An 18,877-nucleotide genomic window follows, 5' to 3' on the forward strand; every position below is an offset into this window, starting at 1 on the left:
TCGTTCACCTCCCTTCCATCCGTTCGCTGATCAGGTCGCCCTCGCTGTGGCGAGGGAGTCTCTGCGCGCCCGGCAGGGGCGCGAGGAAAGGCAGCGCCGGCGGTTGGTCGTGCCGCGCGCTGGCCAGCGCGTACAGCACGCCGGCGGTACCGGTGCCGAAGTCCATGGAGAGCCGCAGCAACTGCTCGCCAGGGAACGCGGTCCCCTCCCGGTACGGCAGCGCGTGCCAGCTCAGCCGGTCCAGCTGCGCGTCGAGTTCGCGGCGGTCGGCGTTCTCGGTCGAGGCGGCGAGGTAGGCGATGATGCCGGCCCGTCCGGCGAAGAGCCCGGACTGTGCGTAGAACGGTGAGCGGGCCGCGCGGCGGATTCCCGCGCTCGCCTCGGCGAACCGGTCGTCGGCCCGGTGGCGCAGGTACTGGTCGAGGACCAGCCCGATGCCGACGCTGCCGTGCGCCAGGTAGGGCATGGTGCGCCAGCCCTCATTGACCTCCAGCGCACCGTCCGGCCGCAGCACACACCGGCGCAGGTCCTGACGCAGGGCCGTGGCGGCGTGCTCCAACAGCTCGCCGTCGCCGCTGAGTTCGTAGAGGCGCAGCAGCATCAGCGCCGGTCCGGTCCGGCCGCGCAGCAACCCGGCGTACGGGTGGTGTCCGCCGCTGACGTCCGGGCCCGGGTCGTCGGCCAGCTGGCCGATCACCCGCTCGGCGGCCCGCCACGCGGCGTCGCGCAACGACGCCTCCCCGGTACGCCCGGCAAACTCGGCCAGGTTGAGCGCGATCCCGGACAGTCCGCCGGACAGGCTGTGGTCGAGCCCGTCCAGTGGTTCTCGCAGGCAGATGTCGAGAACGTCCAGTGCGTCCTGTCGGCGGCCGAGGTGGGCGAGTGCGTACGCGACGCCGTGCAGCCCGTCGTAGAAGCCGCAGCGGGTGCCGGACGGGGGTGCTGTCGCCCGCCGCACCAGCCAGTCCTCGTGTTCGGGCCACCGCCCGGCGCCGCTCTTGTCGAGCGCGTACAGCACGCCGGCCGCTCCGTGGGCGAGGTTGAGGCCGCCACTGCGGAACTGTTCAATGTCGCCGGGGAAGAGCCGGTCGTCGCGTTCGGGGGTGGCGCTGGCCACGATCGCCGTCGTCAGCTGGTGACGCATGGTGGGCCAGTCGTCCGCGCCGATGCGTGGGTCGGTGGTGACCGGTGGGGCGCCGGTGATCTCCTCGACCGGCGGGTCGAGGAAGGACCTCGGCACCGGGAAGTTCGCGGCGATGATGTCGGCCAGGTGGGTCACCTTCGCGGGGGCGAGCCGGACCAGCTGGGTCAGCGGCAGGAACAGCGCCAACCGAAGGCAGGCCAGGGCGTACTTGTCGACCGCCGGGCCGCTGCGGTCCCTCGGCGCCGCGAAGCCCTGGTTGCGCAGCCCGGGTCGGCGGTGCCCGGCGATCGGGGCGGCCACCTCGAAGTCGACGAGGGCAACCTGGTCGTCCGGCCGGATCATGATGTTGAACAGGTGCAGGTCCCCGTAGACCAGGCCGCGCTCGTGGATCGCCGCGACGATGGTTTCGACCTGCTGGTAGACATGGCGGGCCCATCGGACGTACGCCGCCCGGTCGCCGTCTGTCGCGTCGGCGTCGATCAGTGGGTACCTGTCGACAAGCACCTTGTTCAGCGGTTTGCCGTCGATGAACTCGAGCGCGAGGAACCGGTGTTCGCCGAGGACGAACTCGTCGTGCACCTGCGGCACCTGCGGCAGGTCGGCGAGTTGCCGCAGGGCCTGCGCCTCGCGGGCCAGCCGGGCGACGGCGTCGGTGCCGTCGGCGTCCAGGCCGGCGTGCGGTCGAGCTTCCTTCAGGACCACCTCGGTGTCGGTACGCAGGTCCCGGCCCACGTACAGCCCACCGCCGTTCGAGAAGTGGATCACCCGTTCGATCCGGTACGGCACCTGGTTGGTGCTGGTGTCGTTGCGGGCGGCCAGGTGCGGGCCGAGGAAGTCGGGCAGGGTGATCCAGGACGGTACGTGGAAGACCGGTTCGCGGCGGTCGGGCACCAGCGTGCCGGAGTCGTCCTCGATCGCCGGGACCACCTGGCCGTCGGGAGAGTGGCAGTAGCGGGCGGCGAAGCCGCCGTAGCGCACGTGGACGGGGCCGGCACCGTAGCGCAGGTCGCTGAGGATGTACGGTCCGGGCTCGCCGGTGAGCAGTTCGTCGAGTTCCTTGCAGGTCAGTTCCAGCTCGGCGTCGTCGCGCGGGTAGACGGTGACGAACTTGCCGCTGGCCGCCCGGGCGGCGTACTTGGAGTTGCGCAGCAGCAGCGTGCGTGGCCCGCGCAGGAACTTGAAGGACAGGCCGCGGGGGACGCAGTAGTTCCAGACCGCGTCCAGCACCCGCTCGGCGTTCGCCAGACCTGCCGACACGTGAATCTTCCAGCCCTGCTGGGGCAGCGAGCCGCCGTCGGGCGCGTAGATCAGCCAGTCGTCGAGCGGCTCACGGCGCCAGCCGGCCGGTACCGGCCGGTCGGCGGCCGGGAAGACGGGCTGCGCGACGGCGCTGCCGAGCGAGTCGTAGAACAGCCGATCTGCGGCGCAGTAGCTGTCGTAGCGTTCGTCCACCGTCTCGCCGCCCTTCGAACTCGGCCGGCTGTTGTTCCGGCGTTGCATCGAGTCTCATCGACAGGACGGGGCGGTCTCCAGTGCGCTTAGTCATGACCTTCGATGCATGGCGCACAGGCACACATGACATTAGTCAGGCCCGCACGGCCGGGCTCAGATCGGGTCGGTGAGGTCGGAGACAGAGGCGGGTACTCGCCGTCGGGCGACGGACACTGTCGATCTCGCTGCTGGCGTGCCGACGGCGGCGGGCCGGCGTCTAGGCTTCCTGCGTGGCCGATGCCGAGCTGGTGACGAATGACGAGCGGCTGCGTCGTATCGAGGCGATCACCGACGCGGCCCTCTCTGGGCTGAACATCGCCGAGTTGCTCGACGAGCTGCTCGAACGGATCCGGGACCTGCTCAAGGTCGACACCGCCACCATCCTGCTGCTTGACGACCACACCGGTGAGCTCGTCGCGACAGCGGCCAAGGGCCTGGAGGAGGAGGTACGCCGCGGTTTCCGCATCCGGGTCGGACGCGGCTTCGCCGGTCGGGTGGCGGCGACCCGCGGACCGGTCATGATCTATGACGTCGGGCCGGACGACGTGGTCAATCCCATCCTGCTCGTCAAGGGCATCCGTGTCCTGCTGGGCGTGCCCATGCTCGTCAACGGCAACCTCGTCGGCGTACTGCACGTCGGCTCCCTGACGCTGCGGCGGTTCGGCCCGGACGACGTGCAGCTGTTGCAGCTCGTCGCCGATCGGGCCAGCCTCGCCGGTCAGGCCCGCGCACAGGTTCTCGACCGGCAGGCGGCGCTGGCGCTGCAACACAGCCTGCTACCGGGCCGACTGCCCGACGTTCCCGGCCTGGACCTGGCCGCCCGCTACATTCCGGGCCACGACCTGGGCATCGGTGGCGACTGGTACGACGTGTTCACGTTGCCATCGGGGTGGCTGGGCGCCGTCATCGGCGACGTCTCCGGTCACGGGCTGCCGTCCGCCGTCGTGATGGGACGCATCCGCAGCGCGCTACGCGCCTACGCTCTGGATTCCGACGACCCCGCCCAGGCACTGACCTCACTCGACCGCAAGATCCACCACTTCGAGGCCGGCACTCTCACCACCGCCGTCTACGCCCTGATCTCTCCCGACCGCACGCGGGTGCACGTCTCCTCGGCGGGCCACCTTCCCCCACTGCTGGCTGTTCCCGACCAGCCCAGCGTGCCCGTCAGCGTGTCGGTGGACCGGCCACTCGGGGTGGGCCGGCCGGTGAGCAATCGCCGCACCACGGTTCTGGACCTACCGCCGGGCGCGGCGCTGGTCTTCTACACCGACGGGTTGGTCGAGCGCCGCAGCGAGGTGATCGACACCGGGATCGAGCGTCTCGCCGACGCCGTGCGGCCCGGGCCGGCCGAGGCGTTGTGCGACCACATCATGGCCACCACGGCGGAGGAACACCCGAACGACGACATCGCCCTGTTGGTCATCCGCCGTCGACCACTGTCGGACTGAGCCGATCGGGCAGCTGATCCACGGCTGACCCACCCACCGGTCACGCATTGTTCGATCTTGTGCGCCGGAAGGCGCGCGAATCGTGGCGCCCTGATCCGTAACAGGTCCGAAACTACCGGTTGAAAACCAGGGATTTTTCTGCCAGCCTGGGAGCCATCGACAGGTGTGAACGTTAACAAGATCCTTCCGCGGAGGAGGCGCCTCACGCAACCGTCAGGCCCACCCACCTGCCAGGTGACCACATCCACCACCCTGCGGTACCAGCGCCCGCGACCATGTCCCGGCGGGCGACCGGACCCACTCATCGCAACGCTCCACCCGCTGGTCAAGTAGCCCGAGCGACCCGCATCCGGGCCACCACCTGAGGCCGCTGCCGGCCCGCTCGGGCGGACTCAGCACGGTGACCACCGCCATCTGGCGGGGCCACCCACTCGAACAGCGCCAGAGCTCTTCCTATCCCACCACCGGAGGATCAGCATGCCTTCCCGGACCCGTCTCACCGGGCATACCCGACTGCGAACGCTCACTCTTTCCGGAACCGCCGCGATAATTCTGACCCTGATCGTGTCGCTGCTGCCCAATCTGGCCCAGGCCGCCGAGACGACCCTCGGCGCCGCCGCAGCCCAGTCCGGCCGCTACTTCGGCGCCGCCGTCGCCGCGAACAAGCTCGGTGACAGTGCCTACACGACGATCCTGAACCGCGAGTTCAACAGCGTCACGCCCGAGAACGAAATGAAGATCGACGCGACCGAGCCGCAGCAGAACAACTTCACCTTCGGCAACGCGGACCGGATCGTGAACCATGCGACCTCCCGGGGTTGGAAGGTCCGGGGCCACACCCTGGCCTGGCACTCCCAGCAGCCGAGCTGGATGCAGGGCATGGAGGGCTCCGCGCTGCGCAGCGCGATGCTGAACCACGTCACCCGGGTGGCCACCTACTACCGGGGCAAGATCCACTCGTGGGATGTGGTGAACGAGGCGTTCGAGGACGGCAACAGCGGCGCCCGTCGTAACTCGAACCTGCAGCGCACCGGCAACGACTGGATCGAGGCCGCGTTCCGCGCCGCCGACGCGGCGGACCCGAACGCGAAGCTCTGCTACAACGACTACAACACCGACAACTGGACCTGGGCCAAGACCCAGGCGGTCTACAACATGGTGCGCGACTTCAAGTCCCGGGGCGTGCCGATCGATTGCGTCGGGTTCCAGTCGCACTTCAACGCCAACTCGCCGTACAACAGCAACTACCGCACGACGCTGTCCAGCTTCGCCGCCCTCGGGGTGGACGTGCAGGTCACCGAGCTGGACATCGAAGGCTCCGGCACGACGCAGGCCAACACCTACCGCAACGTGGTCAACGACTGCCTGGCCGTGGCCCGCTGCAACGGGGTCACCGTGTGGGGCGTGCGGGACTGCGACTCGTGGCGCTCCGGTGGCACTCCGCTGCTCTTCGAGTGCAACGGCAACAAGAAGGCCGCCTACAACGCCACCCTGGAGGCGCTGAACAGCGCCACTCCCACCAACCCGCCGACCGACCCGCCCACCGACCCGCCCACCAACCCGCCCGGCTCGGCCAACGAAATCGTCGGCACCCAGTCCGGCCGGTGCGTCGACGTGCCCAACGCGGCGACCACCAACGGCACCCGGGTGCAGCTCTACGACTGCAACAAGCAGACCAACCAGGCCTGGACCTACACCTCGGGCAAACAACTGCAGGTGTACGGCACCATGTGCCTCGACGCCGCCGGCTCCGGCAACGGCGCGGCGGTGCAGATCTACAGCTGCCACAGCCAGACCAACCAACAGTGGAACGTCAACTCCAACGGCACCATCAGCAATGTCCAGTCCGGGCGATGCCTGGACGTCTGGAGCACCAGCAACGGAGCCCAGATCCAGCTGTACGACTGCCACGGCCAGACCAACCAGCAGTTCCGGCTCGCCGCCCTCGGCGGTGGCACCCAGACGCCCACCCCGACGCCGACCACGCCACCGCCGACCGGCGGCGCGTGCGACCTGCCCTCGTCGTACCGGTGGTCGTCGACGGGTGCGCTCGCTCAGCCGAGGTCGGGCTGGGTGTCGCTGAAGGACTTCACCGTGGCGCCGTACAACGGTCAGCAGCTCGTCTACGCCACCACGCACGACACCGGAACCACCTGGGGCTCGATGAACTTCGGCCTCTTCAGCAACTACTCGCAGATGGGCTCGGCCAGCCAGAACGCGATGAACTCGGCGACCGTCGCGCCGTCGCTGTTCTACTTCGCCCCGCGCAACATCTGGGTGCTGGCCTACCAGTGGGGCGGCACGGCCTTCTCGTACCGGACCTCGAGTGACCCGACCAACCCGAACGGATGGTCGGCGGCGCAGACGCTGTTCACCGGCAGCATCTCCAACTCCAACACCGGCCCGATCGACCAGGCGCTCATCGGCGACGACCAGAACATGTACCTGTTCTTCGCCGGCGACAACGGTCGGATCTACCGGGCGAGCATGCCGATCGGGAACTTCCCGGGCAGCTTCGGCTCCAACTACACGACGATCATGACCGACTCGACGAACAACCTCTTCGAGGCCGTCCAGGTCTACAAGCTCCAGGGCCTGAACAAGTACCTCATGATCGTCGAAGCGATCGGCGCGAACGGGCGCTACTTCCGCTCGTTCACCGCCAGCAGCCTGGGTGGCACGTGGACGCCGCAGGCCACCAGTGAGAGCAACCCGTTCGCAGGCAAGGCCAACAGCGGTGCCACCTGGACCAACGACATCAGCCACGGTGAGCTGCTGCGGACCAGCGCCGACCAGACCATGACCGTCGACGCGTGCAACCTGCAACTGCTCTACCAGGGTCGTTCCCCCAGTTCCGGCGGCGACTACGGCCTCCTGCCGTACCGGCCGGGTCTGCTGACCCTCCAGCGCTGACGATCGGACACCGCCGGGGGCGGGTGGGCTCGCGCGAGCCCACCCGCCCCGCATCCATCCACCACCAGGAGGTACGACAGTGCCAGAACACGCCAACCGTCCCCCGTCCCCGGGAGACGCCGACCCGGCCCGGGTGTCCCCCCGGCGCCGGAGAGGGATCTTCACGCTCGCCGCGGCCGGGCTCGCCGCCGCGGTCGGCCTGCTCTCCATCACCGTGGCGACCGGATCGGCGTCGGCCGCCGACAACCCGTACCAGCGCGGTCCGGACCCGACCCGGACCAGCGTCGCCACCGAGAACGGTCCGTTCGCCAACACCTCGGTCAGCGTCCCGACCGGGTACGGCTTCAACGGCGGCCGGATCTACTACCCGACCGACACCAGCCAGGGCACCTTCGGGGCCATCGCGATCTCGCCGGGTTACACGGCGTTGTTCTCCGCGGAACTGGCCTGGATGGGGCCGTGGCTGGCCTCGCACGGCTTCGTCGTGATCGGCATCGAGACCAACAGCCGTAACGACTTCGACACCGCCCGGGGCACCCAGTTGCTCGCCGCCCTGGACTACCTGACCCAGCAGAGCCCGGTACGCGACCGCGTCGACCCCACCCGGCTGGCGGTCGCCGGCCACTCCATGGGCGGCGGTGGCGCGCTGAGCGCCGCCACCCGGCGATCGTCGTTGAAGGCCGCGGTCGGCATCGCTCCGTACTCGCCGTCATCGAACCTGGCCAACGACCGGGTGCCGACAATGATCTTCGCCGGGCAGGCCGACACCGTGGTCACCCCGTCCTACGCCACCGGCCTGTACAACAGCCTGCCGAGCACGACGGAGAGTATCTACCTGGAGGTCGCCGGCGCCGACCACGGGTTCATGGTCGGCCGGTCGAACCCGGTGATGATCCGGACCATGCTGCCGTTCCTCAAGATGTTCATCGACAACGACGCCCGGTACAGCCAGTTCCTCTGCCCGTTGCTGGACTCCAGCGGTGTGGTCACCTCCCGCAGCACCTGCCCGTTGCTGCCGTCGACGCCGACCACCCCGCCGACCGACCCGCCGACCGACCCGCCCACCAACCCGCCCGGCTCGGCCAACGAAATCGTCGGCACCCAGTCCGGCCGGTGCGTCGACGTGCCCAACGCGGCGACCACCAACGGCACCCGGGTGCAGCTCTACACCTGCAACAAGCAGACCAACCAGGCCTGGACCTACACCTCGGGCAAACAACTGCAGGTGTACGGCACCATGTGCCTCGACGCCGCCGGCTCCGGCAACGGCGCGGCGGTGCAGATCTACAGCTGCCACAGCCAGACCAACCAACAGTGGAACGTCAACTCCAACGGCACCATCAGCAACGTCCAGTCCGGGCGATGCCTGGACGTCTGGAGCACCAGCAACGGAGCCCAGATCCAGCTGTACGACTGCCACGGCCAGACCAACCAGCAGTTCCGGCTCGCACCCCTCGCCTGATCAGCTGAGACGGGCGGGCTCGGCGCCATGCCGGGCCCGCCCGCACCACCCCCGGCAGTGCCCGTGCCGGGGGTGGTGCGGGACGGCTGTCAACGAGGGGCGATCAACGGGGCGAAGTCGACGCGGGTCAGGGGCTGTTCGGACAGTGAACCGTCCGCGCGGGGCACCCGGAGCGGCCGGCCGTCACGGGAGAACGTGACGGTGGTGACGTCGTCACGGCTGGTGAGGGTGCAGACGATCTGCCCGAACGCGAGGACCTCGTCGCTGCGGCCGGCATCCTCACCAGGTTTGTCGACCACGACGCGGGCCTCGGTGCCGGTGACCGTGACCCCGGCGGCGTTGACCGCTCCCGCCAGCGCGGTGGTCAGGTCCGTGTCACGCTCGGCCGCCGTGGGTCCGGCCAGCAGATGGCGCAGTTGTTCCTCGACGGTGGGTGGCCGGTCGACCCGCCGGACGAACGAGATGATCCGGTTGTCCCGCACGAAGCAGAGCGTCTCGGCGGCCGGGCCGACCGGCGCGCTCGTGTCGGCGGACGCGGAGCTCTGGAATGGCCCCTGCGGTGCCTGCACCACCCGGGGGGCGTCATCGGTCGGGATGCTGCAGCCGGTCAGCGATGCGGCAACCGCCAGGACGACGAGATGACGATGTTTCACGGCAGGCTCCCCGGCAGGGTGACGCGGAAGCGGGCGCCGCCGCCGGGCCGGTCGCCGACCGTCACGTGTCCGCCATGTGCCGCGGCGTGCTGCGCGACCAGCGCGAGCCCGAGCCCGGTGCCGTCGCCGGTGCCGCGGGTGTGCGCCGCTCGCCCCCGAACGAACCGGTCGAAGATCGCCTCGCGGTCCTCGACGGGCACGCCCGGTCCGTCATCATCGACCTCGATGACTCCGGCGGCACCGTCGCGACCCAGCCGGACGCCGGCGGGACCACCCCCGTAGGTCACCGCGTTGTCGAGCAGGTTCGCCAGGACCTGCGCGACGCGGCGCCGCTCCACCAGCCACGTCGCCGGCACGTCGGGGGCGAGCTGGACGAGCGTCGTGGGCAGGTCGAGGGCGCGGCAGGCGTCGCGGGCCAGCCCCACGACGTCCACGGGCGCCCGGTGTGCGGGCTGGTCGCTGCGGGCCAGGTCGATCAGGTCGTTGACGAGCCGCTGGAATCGGTCGATCTCGTCGGCGACCAGCCCGGCCGCGATGGCGGTCCGTTCGTCCTGGTGTTCCCGACGGCGGGCCAGGACGCTGGCCGCCGCGGCGAGGGTCTGCAACGGCGAGCGCAGCTCGTGGCTGACGTCGGCGGCGAACCGGCGGTCCCGTTCGATGCGGTGGGCGAGGCGGTCGACCATCTGGTTGAACGAGGAGGACAGGCGGGTCAGGTCGGGGTCGGTGGCCGTGTCGAGGCGGGCGGTGAAGTCGCCGGCCGCGATCTTCTCGGCCGCGTCGGCGACAGCGGTCAGCGGGCGCAGCCCGTGCCGGGTGGCGTACCAGCCGAGTGCCGCCCCGGACCCGGCGACCATGATCGCGACGGTGGTCAGCGCGAGGGCCAGGACCTGGAACGTCTGCTCCAGCTCCCGCAGCGAGTTGACCTCGAAGTACGCCGCGGACGCGGACAGCGGCACCCCGACCACCAGGGCGGACTGCCCGTCGACGCGTACCCGCTGCACGGCGGGTTCCCCGGCGGCGACGACCCGCCGCAGCTCGGCGGGGATGGCGGCGGTGGTGCCCGGATCGGCGGCGCGCGCGTACCACTCGCCGTTGAGGTGCAGCACCGGCCGCCGGCTACCCCCGGTGTCCAACGACCGGAGCACCTCCACCACGTCCGGGGTGTCCGTGTCGATCCCGGCACGAACGACCGTGGCGTCGAAGTAGGCGGCGCGCAGGGCGGTGCGTTCACGCTCGTCGAGCAGGGACCGGCGGGTCAGATCGTAGGAGATCAGGGCCATCGACGCCGAGAGCAGGAGCGCGCCGACGGCGAACGCGGCGGTGACCCGGGTACGCAGTCCGAGGCGTCTCATCGCTGCAGCTTGTAGCCCAGGCCCCGCAGGGTGACCAGGTGCCGCGGGTTCGCCGGGTCCGGCTCGATCTTCTGCCGCAGCCGGCCCACGTGGACGTCGACGAGCCGCTCGTCTCCGCTGTCGTACCCCCAGACCCGTTCCAGCAGTTGCTGGCGGGACAGCACCCGGCCGGCGTGCTCGGCCAGCTCGCACAGCAGCCGGAACTCGGTGCGGGTGACCGGTACGGGTTGGCCGGCGCGGCGGATCTCTCCCCCGTCGGGGCTGATCTCCAGCTCGCCGACCACGAGCACCGGCACGGGATCCGGCGTGTGCCCCGCGACGCCGGTACGGGCACGGCGCCGCAGGGCGCGCAGCCGGGCGGTCAGTTCCTTGATCGCCACCGGCTTGACGACGTAGTCGTCGGCGCCGGCTTCGAGGGCCGCGACGATGTCGTGGGTGTCGTCGCGGGCGCTGACCACCACGATCGGCACGTCATCGTCACGGCGCAGCTGCCGGATGCACTCGAACCCGTCGAGACCGGGCAGCATCAGGTCGACGAGCACGTAGTCGGCCGGGTCGCGGCGCTGCACGCGCAGGCCCTCTTCGGCGGTGGCCGCGCCGAGAGCGTCGTAGCCTTCGTCCTCGAGTGCGAGCAGCAACGCCAGACGGATGCGGTCGTCGTCCTCGATCACCAGTACGGCCGTCATACCGGGCATCATCCCCAGATGACCGGCTCGGCTGCCAACCGCGGCGGCAGGTTGGCAGATTTGTCACGGAACTGTCACAGATCCGCGTGGTGACCGCCAAGCCGGCACGGCAGGGTCCTAGGCGACCGCGTCCGCGAAGGAAAAGGGGGTGTGCCCGTGACCGGACCGCTGGCAACCACGCCGTGCACGCTGCCGCTGGTCGAGGTGTGCGTCACCGAGTTCGACCTGGCCTGCCTGCCGGCGACCGGGGCAGTGTTCGACCGGCTGGTGGCCCTGCGTCCCGCACAGGTGGTGGTCGACCTGTCGGGCTGCCGGCACATCGACGCCGCCGCCATCGGGCTCCTACTCGATGTGCACCGGCGGCTCGCCCGGGCCGACGGGGTCCTCACCGTCCGCAACCCGAACCCGCGCATCCGGCGCATCCTGCACACCGCCCGGCTGGACCAGATCCTGCCGATAGTCGACACCGCCCCCTCGTCGCCGCCCGGCACGGCGACGGCGGAGCAGGAACCCATCGCCGCACCGCCGGTGTTGGTCGCTCATGGCCGCGCCTCGGTGCGAGCCGCGACCTGACGGAGCGTCGCACCTTTCCACCTCCGGCTGAACCGCTCCCCGGGTCGCGCCATCAGCCTCGGGGGCGGCCCAGCTCCGGCTCTGCACGAACGCCGTGTCCCACCGCGCGCGAGGACACGGCCCCAGGAAGGACCAGCAGAATGACAGTTGTCCCGGACGACCACCTGATGACCCTGATCTGCGACACCTGCGGCGACTCCGTCAAGGCCACCGCGTGCGTGCTCCCCGACGCGGAGGTCGTCTGGACCCTGGTATCCGAACAGGGGTGGAGCGGTTCCCCGTTCGCCACCGGCCCGCACCGCTGCCCGCACTGCAGCCTGCTGCCGCCCGCTGGTGGCGGCCACGCGTCGTGCGGGGACCACGGTCCTGGCGGGATCCTCGGCATCGACCACGTGGACGACGTGACAGTTGTCGCCGCCGCCGGTGACGTCGATCTCGACACCGGTGACACGCTGCGCAACGCCCTGCGGCACGCCGCCGACATGGGCGGAAACATCGTGGTCGACCTGAGCCGGGTACACCTCATCGACTCCACCGGCCTGGGCCTCCTGGTCCGCGCCCACCGTGACGCCCGGGACCGTGGGGCCACGCTCTGCCTGGCCGCGCCGTCGCGGTTCGTCCGCACCGTCCTGCACACGATGCGCCTGGACGGGGCCTTCCCCATCTTCGACAGCCGCGACGACGCCCTCGCCCAGTTGTCCGCGGGTTCGGCGTCGGAGCGCACGACCTCCGCCGCGACGGCCGCCCGTTCCTGATCGACATCGATCGGCCGGTGTTCCCCGTGGCGTACGTCGAGACCGACTGCCACCCGCCCCCGTACTCCAAGGACACCCGAGGAAGCCCATGAGCATCGCCGGTCTCGTCACCGCGCTCCTCGTCGGCGTCGCAAGTGGCCTGTTCGGCAGGCTCGTCATCCCGGGACGCCGGGAAGCCCCGATCTGGCTGACGGTGTCCGTCGGGGTGGTCGCCGCGCTGGCGGGCACCATCCTCGCCCGGCTCGCTGGCGTCGACACCGGCACCCTCAACCTCCTGACCCTGGTCATCCAGGTCGGCCTCGCCGGCAGCGGCGTCGTGCTCGTCGTCGCCACCGCCAAGCCCCAACCGTCCGACGCCCCGTGAACCGGGGGCGACGCAGCGGCGGCACCGGTGCCCGACGTGGACGTCCCACCGGCCCGCGATTCCGCCCCCGCCTCGCCACGACCAAGGAGCTGACCGTGTACCTGCCCTGGCCATTACCTGACGAGAACTGGTCCGGCGACGCCTCGAACCGGCCCGAGCCGGATCACGAGGACCGACGCATCGAGGCGCTTGTCGCGCAGCGACTGAGCATCGACTGGACCACCCGACGCCAGCAGATCGTCGTCTCCGTGCAGAACCGGGTCGTCATCCTCGCCGGCGTGGTGAGTGACCCGAACACCCGGCAGGTCGCGGCGGAACTCGCCTACGACGTGCCCGGCGTCTTCGACATCTGCAACACGCTGCGGCTCAGTGGCCCACGGCGCAGCCACTACCAGGGGTAACCCCCCACCGCACGCTGCGTAACAGCGGATCGGACGCTCTCGTGCCCTAGCGACGGTGACACCCTGATGGTCGTCGTCTGGTCAACGGGGGTCCTGCTCGCACGCCTTCCTGATCTGGCGCTCCCGGGCTATCACGGCCAGCCGAGCAGTCGGGCGCCGAGGACGGCTGTCTGCAGCGTGAACCGTTGGGTCGGCTCCCCGGGGTGGTAGCCGGTCAGGTCCCGGATGCGGTCGAGGCGATAGGTGATCGCACGAACGGACAGGTGCATCTGCCGGGCGGTCGCGGTGTGGTTGCCCTGGTTGTCGAAGAGCACCGACAGGGTCTCCAGGTACGGCTCGGCACCGCCGCGCGCCGTGGTCAGTGGCCCGAGGACCGTGGTCACCAGGTCGGTGATGGCGTCGCGGTCACGCAGGAGCACGGGGAACACCAGCAGATCGGCGGCATTGAGTACGGGCGTGGTGAAGCCGAGCTTGGCGGCGTGGTCGAGGGTGTGGCGGGCCTCGTCGAGGGAGGTGGCCAGGCCATGCACCCCTGGTTGGGTACGCCCGACGGCAATCTGCCAGTTGCCCGCGCCGAGTTCGGTGAGGAGCAGGTGGGCGAGTTCGGCCGCGATTCCGCGTAGGCCGCCGGCGCTGATGCAGACCACGTCACCGTCGCGGAGGGTGGTGAGGGTGTTGCCCTCGCCGAACCTGGAGGCCAGTGCGGCATCGATGCGGTGCGTGATGCCGGTGGTCAGGCCGGTCGCACGGGCGATGAGGACGGTGTGGGTGGCCGACAGGCGGATGCCATATCGGTGTGCGCGCTCGGCGAGATCACCGGGATCGGCCCTACCGGTGAGCAGGTCGTTGACGAACACGGAACGTTCGTTGTCGTGGCGATCAAGCTCGGCACGGTTCTGCCGGGCGTACCCGTCCAGGGCGGCGCTGAGCAGGACACGCGCGGTGTCCAGGAGTGTCTCGGCGCGGGAATGCACGGCGGCCGCGGTGTCGGTCGACGCGACCGGGTTGGCGCTCCAGTGGGCGGTGGTGGCATCCAGCAGACCGGTGACGAGCTCGCGCAGCTTGAGCCCTTGACCCGCTGCGCGGGCACCCAGGCTCGCCGCCGCCCGACGCCGGGCACCGGCCGGGACGGACAGCAGATCCTGACAGTCGGCCGCCAGCGAGGTGTCGTCGCTCATGGGCTGTTCCTTGTCCACATGGCGGTGGCCGCCGGTGAACGGCGGCCACGAGCTTCAGGTTTACACACCGATGTCGCGGCGGTCGAAGACGATAACGCCGGCGATCGTGGCCGCGGCACCAAGGAGCACGAGGGCGAGAAGCTCGGCCGGGTGCCAACCGGTGTGCAGTGGGTCGGTGCCGATGAAGTAGTGGAACGGTGACAGCCAGCGAACCCAGTGCCATCCGTCCACCATGCCGCCGATGGCGTTGGCCATGTAGGTGGCCAGCGCAAGGCCACCGGTGATCGCGAGAACGGCAGCCCGTTTTCCGGTGGCGGCGCCAACGAGGAAGGCGATGCCGGCGAAACACCACACCAGGGCGACCAGCCCGGCGGACGCGGCAGCGACGTTGGACAGGGCGATGTCCATGCCGATCCAGGGAACAATGATCATCAACAGGATCCACGGGATGGCGGCGATTCCGGTGAGCGCGCTCCCTGCGGCGACCACCCGTTGCCAGGCGAAAGCGGCGCGCGAGACCGGGTTGGCCAGCATCAGCTCCATGCCACCGTCCTCCTCCGGCCGAGCGATCGTGCGGGCAGCCAGCGTGATGGCGCACATCAGGACCAGCAGTGGGCCGACCAGGCTGAAGATGGTCGCCTGCAGATAGCCGGCGGGCGACAGCATGTCGGCGATGCCGAGGAAGTCCAGCATGCCCTGGGGCAACGCGTCCTGCTTCAGCTCCGCGGCACCCTGGAACTGGCTGTAGAAGGAGGTGTAGATGGCGGTGAAGGCGGCGACGCCACCGGTCCAACCGATCAATGCCAGGCGGTCGTCCCGCCAGGTCTTACGCACCAGCGCGGGAAGCATCGCCGGCTCCTTCCGCGTGGTAGTAGAACGACAGGAACGTCTCTTCCAGGTCAGGTTCGGCCGACAACATGTCCATCACCTCATGACGCGCCGCCGCCTTGATCAGCGGGTCGATGCGGCCGTCGACGGTGCATTTCAGCACCGGCCCGGACACCACCACGTCACGTACTCCGGGCAGGACACTGAACTCTGCCGGGTCCACCGGATCATCGAAGTGAATCTCGACGGCGCGGACCGCCCGCTTCCCCAGTGACTCAACCCGCTCGACCGCGGCCAGCCGGCCGGCGCGGACGATGGCGACCCGATCGGCCACCTGCTGCACCTCGGCCAGGACATGAGAGGACATGAAGACGGTCTGCCCGGCAACTCTGGCGTCGCGGACCATGGCCAGGAACTCCTGCTGCATGAGGGGGTCCAGCCCACTGGTCGGCTCATCCAGGACCAGCACCGCCGGCCGGTGCATGAACGCCTGCACCAAACCCACCTTCTGCTTGTTCCCCTTACTCATCGTGCGTACCGGGCGTGAGAGATCCAGGTCGAGCCGCTCCGCGAGCTCGGCAACCTGCGACCAGGCCACGCCGCCGCGTGCCGCGGCGAAGAAGCGCAGCAGGTCCTCCGCCTTGTCGCGCCCGGGAAACACGAGCTCGCCGGGCAGATAGCCGATCTGACGGTGCAGTGCGGCCTTGTCCCGGCGCGGGTCGAGTCCGAGCACGGTCGCGTGTCCGCGAGTGGGGCGCAGGAAGTCCAACAGCAGCCGGATGGTGGTGGTCTTCCCTGCACCGTTCGGGCCGAGGAAACCCACCACCTCCCCGGCACGAATCTCCAGGCTGAGCCCCTCGATGCCGCGACGCTGGCCATAGAACTTGGTCAGGTCCTCGGTGAGCAGAGCGATGTCGCTTGTCATGCCCACATCGTCGCCGGCCTTCCCGCCCGACATCCAGGTCAGCACCCGGCCGACATTTCGCTGAGGCCGTTGCCGAATACCGGAAGCAGTAGCCCGAACCGCTGCCCGGCGGGTCCCCGAGCCGCGAGCGCCGGGAGTACTCTCCCATCAGGTGCGCCGGGAAGTCTGGTCGGCAGGTCATGTCGTGCTGCGACTCCTGGAGGCTCCGATGGGCGTTTCTGCCTTGCGCACCGAAAATCTGTCCAAGCGGTATGGACGCCTACTCGCCCTCGACAACCTCACCCTCGACGTCGCGGCGGGCGAGGTGTTCGGGTTCCTCGGCCCCAACGGCGCCGGCAAGTCAACAACGATCCGGCTGCTGCTCGGCCTCGCCCGACCCACCTCCGGTCGAGCGCGGATCTTCGACACCGACGCCGCCGACGTCGCCGCCGCCCATCGCCGGCTCGCCTACGTACCGGCGGATGTGGCGCTGTGGCAGCGGATGACCGGCGCCGAGGTGCTGGACCTGCTCGCCCGCATCGGTCCCGGTACGGACACCGCGTACCGCGACGAACTCATCCAACGGTTCGCGCTCGACGTGTCCAAACCGGCCGGCACCTACTCGACGGGCAACCGGCAGAAGGTCGCCCTGATCGCGGCGTTCGCCACCCGGGCGCCTCTGCTGGTGCTGGACGAGCCCACCAGCGGCCTGGATCCGCTCATGGAACTGCAGTTCCGGCAGGCCGTCGGGGTTGCCCGCGACAACGGGCAGACGGTCTTCCTCAGCTCCCACCAGCTCGCCGAGGTCGAGGCCGTCTGCGACCGCGTCGGCATCCTGCGCGCCGGCCAACTGGTGGAGGTGGCCTCCGTCGCCCAGCTACGCCGACTGCACCACACCGAGGTGGCCGCAACGTTCACCGGCACGCCACCGGACCTCACCGGCGTCCTCGGCGTCGACGGCCTGCACGAGGACGGCCCGGCGGCAGTGCGATTCACTCTCAACGGCTCCCCCGCCGCGGCGCTGCGCGCCCTGGCCGACGCTGATGTGGCGACGATCGTCGTCCGCGAGCAGAGCCTGGAGGAGATATTCCTCGCCTACTACGGGCAGAGCCCCCGATGACAGCGACCGCGACGCCGGCAACCCGCCCGCAGCCGGCGCTCCGAGGGCTCGCGGTGCGACAGGTACGCCGGGGTGCCGTGGTCGTGACCGCCGTCTGCGCGGGCATGTCCGCGCTGGTGGTGGTCGGCTACCGCGCGGACGCGCTGGATCCGGCCGCCGTGGCGGCGCTGGCCCGCAACCCTGCGATCCGTACCCTCTTCGGCGATCCGGTCGCGCTCGACCAGGCCGGCGGGTTCACGGTGTGGCGTACGGGCACCGTACTGGCGGTGGTGCTCGGTGTGTGGGCGATGCTGGCTGCCACCCGGATCACCCGTGGGGAGGAGGACGCCGGCCGGTGGGGCCTGCTGCTGTCCGGCCGGGTCACCCTTGCCGAGGCTGTCCGCCATCACCTCGGTGTCCTGGCCGTCGTGCCGGTCCTCGTCGGAGCGGCGACAGCAGCGGCGATGATCGCCGCGGGAGCGGAGAGCACCGGTTCGGTGCTGCACGGCACCGGCCTCGCTGCCGTCGGTCTCTTCTTCGTCGCGGTCGGAGGAGTCGGCGCGCAGCTGTTCTCCAGCCGGTCGGCGGCCAACGGTGCCGCTGCCGCCGTGCTGGTGGTCGGGCTACTCATGCGGATGGTCGGCGACGGTGTCCCCGCGCTGGCCTGGCTTCGGTGGCTGTCCCCGTTCGGGCTGATGGCGCTGACCCGCCCGTTCGCCACCGGTCGAGGGCTGCCGGTGGTGGTGCTGACATGTGCCGCCCTGCTGCTACTGGCCCTCGCGGGTTGGCTCGCGGCGCGGCGTGACGTCGGCGCGGGGATTCTGGCGACGGCCGACAGTCGGCCGGCGCGTACCGCGTTGCTCGGTTCGGTGCCGGCCTTCGCGGTACGACGCACCATGCGACCGCTGGCCGCGTGGTCTGCCGGAATCGGCGCGTACTTCCTGCTCCTGGGTCTGATCGCCCGGTCCATGACCGAGTTCCTGACCGGCAATCCCCAGTTCGCGGCCATGGCGGCCCAGGCCGGCTTTCCCGCACTCGGCACTGTGGAGGGTTACGCGGCCACCATGTTCACGCTGCTGACCGTGCCGGTCGGGGTGTTCGTCTCGGTGCGGCTCGCCGCCACCGCCGCGGACGAGAGTGCCCGGCGTCTCACACTGGTGCTGGCCGCACCGGTGACCCGACTGCGCTTGTTGGCCGCCGAGGCGACCATCGCCGGGTGCGCCGCGCTGCTCCTGATCACGCTGTCGGGCCTCGCCATGTGGGCCGGCACGGCCATTGTCCATGCCGGGCTCGGGGCCGCTGACGCGTTCGCCGGTGCCTGGAACGTCGCGCCGATCATGGTGCTGTGTCTGGGAGCCGGCGTCCTGGCGCTCGGCTGGCGGCCGCGTACCGTGGCGGCGGTCGGCGCTCTTCCGGCCGCTGGTGGGTTCGTGTGGCAGGTCATCGCCGACAGCGTCGACGCCCCCGCCTGGGTCCGTGCGCTGTCCCCGTTCGCGCACCTGGCCGCGGTGCCGGCCACCGCACCGGCCTGGCGGGCAGCAGCGGTGATGGCCGGCATCGCCGCAGCAGGAGTGGTCGCCGGCTCGATCGGCTACCGCCGCCGCGACCTGTGCGCCTGACGGT

16 protein-coding genes are annotated in these 18,877 nt (G+C 70.4%); 9 read left to right on the forward strand and 7 right to left on the reverse strand.

Annotation, left to right across the window (positions count from 1 at the left end):
* Nucleotides 1-4: 4 nt before the first annotated feature.
* Nucleotides 5-2,644, reverse strand: coding sequence for a class III lanthionine synthetase LanKC (gene lanKC, locus KBX26_RS01985; protein ID WP_247680077.1), 2,640 nt, complete (start codon nt 2,642-2,644; stop codon nt 5-7).
* A gap of 221 nt (nt 2,645-2,865) precedes the next feature.
* On the opposite strand from lanKC, the gene KBX26_RS01990 reads away from it, so the two are divergent.
* The 3 genes from KBX26_RS01990 to KBX26_RS02000 all read left to right on the forward strand — a co-directional run bounded on the left by KBX26_RS01990 (nt 2,866) and on the right by KBX26_RS02000 (nt 8,461).
* Nucleotides 2,866-4,086 (forward strand): PP2C family protein-serine/threonine phosphatase, encoded by a 1,221-nt coding sequence (locus KBX26_RS01990; RefSeq protein ID WP_030330818.1) that lies wholly within the window; start codon nt 2,866-2,868, stop codon nt 4,084-4,086.
* Nucleotides 4,087-4,563: 477 nt separating this feature from the next.
* Nucleotides 4,564-6,999, forward strand: a complete 2,436-nt coding sequence (locus KBX26_RS01995; RefSeq protein ID WP_210864543.1) for a non-reducing end alpha-L-arabinofuranosidase family hydrolase — start codon at nt 4,564-4,566, stop codon at nt 6,997-6,999.
* A 79-nt stretch (nt 7,000-7,078) separates the two neighbouring features.
* The gene (locus KBX26_RS02000; RefSeq protein ID WP_210864544.1) at nt 7,079-8,461 is read left to right on the forward strand and encodes a ricin-type beta-trefoil lectin domain protein; all 1,383 of its coding nucleotides are present in this window, start codon (nt 7,079-7,081) and stop codon (nt 8,459-8,461) included.
* Between the two features lie 89 nt (nt 8,462-8,550).
* Here the strand turns inward: KBX26_RS02000 and KBX26_RS02005 are convergent, their stop codons facing one another.
* Genes KBX26_RS02005 through KBX26_RS02015 form a run of 3 tightly spaced genes read right to left on the reverse strand, consistent with a single transcriptional unit; the run spans nt 8,551 to nt 11,152 of the window.
* Nucleotides 8,551-9,114 (reverse strand): GerMN domain-containing protein, encoded by a 564-nt coding sequence (locus KBX26_RS02005; protein ID WP_210863662.1) that lies wholly within the window; start codon nt 9,112-9,114, stop codon nt 8,551-8,553.
* Entirely contained in the window at nt 9,111-10,466 is a 1,356-nt protein-coding gene (locus KBX26_RS02010; protein ID WP_210864545.1) for a cell wall metabolism sensor histidine kinase WalK, read from the reverse strand. The genes KBX26_RS02005 and KBX26_RS02010 overlap by 4 nt, the downstream gene beginning before the upstream one ends.
* Nucleotides 10,463-11,152, reverse strand: a complete 690-nt coding sequence (locus tag KBX26_RS02015; RefSeq protein WP_030330826.1) for a response regulator transcription factor — start codon at nt 11,150-11,152, stop codon at nt 10,463-10,465. The genes KBX26_RS02010 and KBX26_RS02015 overlap by 4 nt, the downstream gene beginning before the upstream one ends.
* Before the next feature lie 156 nt (nt 11,153-11,308).
* Between KBX26_RS02015 and KBX26_RS02020 the strand changes: the two genes are divergently transcribed.
* The 4 genes from KBX26_RS02020 (at nt 11,309) to KBX26_RS02035 (ending at nt 13,245) form a co-directional block, all read left to right on the forward strand.
* Complete coding sequence (locus KBX26_RS02020) at nt 11,309-11,725, forward strand: STAS domain-containing protein (protein WP_051708309.1); 417 nt, start codon at nt 11,309-11,311, stop codon at nt 11,723-11,725.
* Between the two features lie 140 nt (nt 11,726-11,865).
* On the forward strand, nt 11,866-12,480 hold the full coding sequence (locus KBX26_RS02025; protein ID WP_081883781.1) for an STAS domain-containing protein: 615 nt from the start codon (nt 11,866-11,868) through the stop codon (nt 12,478-12,480).
* 88 nt (nt 12,481-12,568) lie between these two features.
* The gene (locus tag KBX26_RS02030) at nt 12,569-12,844 is read left to right on the forward strand and encodes a hypothetical protein (RefSeq protein ID WP_030330832.1); all 276 of its coding nucleotides are present in this window, start codon (nt 12,569-12,571) and stop codon (nt 12,842-12,844) included.
* Between the two features lie 95 nt (nt 12,845-12,939).
* Nucleotides 12,940-13,245 (forward strand): BON domain-containing protein, encoded by a 306-nt coding sequence (locus KBX26_RS02035; protein WP_030330834.1) that lies wholly within the window; start codon nt 12,940-12,942, stop codon nt 13,243-13,245.
* Between the two features lie 131 nt (nt 13,246-13,376).
* Here the strand turns inward: KBX26_RS02035 and KBX26_RS02040 are convergent, their stop codons facing one another.
* Genes KBX26_RS02040 through KBX26_RS02050 form a run of 3 tightly spaced genes read right to left on the reverse strand, consistent with a single transcriptional unit; the run spans nt 13,377 to nt 16,176 of the window.
* Nucleotides 13,377-14,423, reverse strand: coding sequence for a CdaR family transcriptional regulator (locus tag KBX26_RS02040; protein WP_051708311.1), 1,047 nt, complete (start codon nt 14,421-14,423; stop codon nt 13,377-13,379).
* 60 nt (nt 14,424-14,483) lie between these two features.
* Complete coding sequence (locus KBX26_RS02045; protein ID WP_210864546.1) at nt 14,484-15,272, reverse strand: ABC transporter permease subunit; 789 nt, start codon at nt 15,270-15,272, stop codon at nt 14,484-14,486.
* The gene (locus tag KBX26_RS02050) at nt 15,250-16,176 is read right to left on the reverse strand and encodes an ABC transporter ATP-binding protein (protein WP_030330839.1); all 927 of its coding nucleotides are present in this window, start codon (nt 16,174-16,176) and stop codon (nt 15,250-15,252) included. The genes KBX26_RS02045 and KBX26_RS02050 overlap by 23 nt, the downstream gene beginning before the upstream one ends.
* 208 nt (nt 16,177-16,384) lie before the next feature.
* On the opposite strand from KBX26_RS02050, the gene KBX26_RS02055 reads away from it, so the two are divergent.
* On the forward strand, nt 16,385-17,275 hold the full coding sequence (locus tag KBX26_RS02055) for an ABC transporter ATP-binding protein (RefSeq protein ID WP_030330841.1): 891 nt from the start codon (nt 16,385-16,387) through the stop codon (nt 17,273-17,275).
* The gene (locus KBX26_RS02060; protein WP_210864547.1) at nt 17,272-18,873 is read left to right on the forward strand and encodes a hypothetical protein; all 1,602 of its coding nucleotides are present in this window, start codon (nt 17,272-17,274) and stop codon (nt 18,871-18,873) included. The genes KBX26_RS02055 and KBX26_RS02060 overlap by 4 nt, the downstream gene beginning before the upstream one ends.
* Nucleotides 18,874-18,877: the final 4 nt, after the last annotated feature.

Source organism: Micromonospora sp. C97, assembly GCF_018070385.1.
Lineage (GTDB): Bacteria > Actinomycetota > Actinomycetes > Mycobacteriales > Micromonosporaceae > Micromonospora > Micromonospora parva.

What these genes read in the sequence shown, in the direction of transcription:
- lanKC (WP_247680077.1), bottom strand. Translation starts at nt 2,644, where the DNA reads ATGCAACGCCGGAACAACAGCCGGCCGAGTTCGAAGGGCGGCGAGACG.
- KBX26_RS01995 (WP_210864543.1), top strand. Translation starts at nt 4,564, where the DNA reads ATGCCTTCCCGGACCCGTCTCACCGGGCATACCCGACTGCGAACGCTC.
- KBX26_RS02010 (WP_210864545.1), bottom strand. Translation starts at nt 10,466, where the DNA reads ATGAGACGCCTCGGACTGCGTACCCGGGTCACCGCCGCGTTCGCCGTC.
- KBX26_RS02015 (WP_030330826.1), bottom strand. Translation starts at nt 11,152, where the DNA reads ATGACGGCCGTACTGGTGATCGAGGACGACGACCGCATCCGTCTGGCG.
- KBX26_RS02025 (WP_081883781.1), top strand. Translation starts at nt 11,866, where the DNA reads ATGACAGTTGTCCCGGACGACCACCTGATGACCCTGATCTGCGACACC.
- KBX26_RS02030 (WP_030330832.1), top strand. Translation starts at nt 12,569, where the DNA reads ATGAGCATCGCCGGTCTCGTCACCGCGCTCCTCGTCGGCGTCGCAAGT.
- KBX26_RS02040 (WP_051708311.1), bottom strand. Translation starts at nt 14,423, where the DNA reads ATGAGCGACGACACCTCGCTGGCGGCCGACTGTCAGGATCTGCTGTCC.
- KBX26_RS02045 (WP_210864546.1), bottom strand. Translation starts at nt 15,272, where the DNA reads ATGCTTCCCGCGCTGGTGCGTAAGACCTGGCGGGACGACCGCCTGGCA.
- KBX26_RS02050 (WP_030330839.1), bottom strand. Translation starts at nt 16,176, where the DNA reads ATGACAAGCGACATCGCTCTGCTCACCGAGGACCTGACCAAGTTCTAT.
- KBX26_RS02055 (WP_030330841.1), top strand. Translation starts at nt 16,385, where the DNA reads ATGGGCGTTTCTGCCTTGCGCACCGAAAATCTGTCCAAGCGGTATGGA.
- KBX26_RS02060 (WP_210864547.1), top strand. Translation starts at nt 17,272, where the DNA reads ATGACAGCGACCGCGACGCCGGCAACCCGCCCGCAGCCGGCGCTCCGA.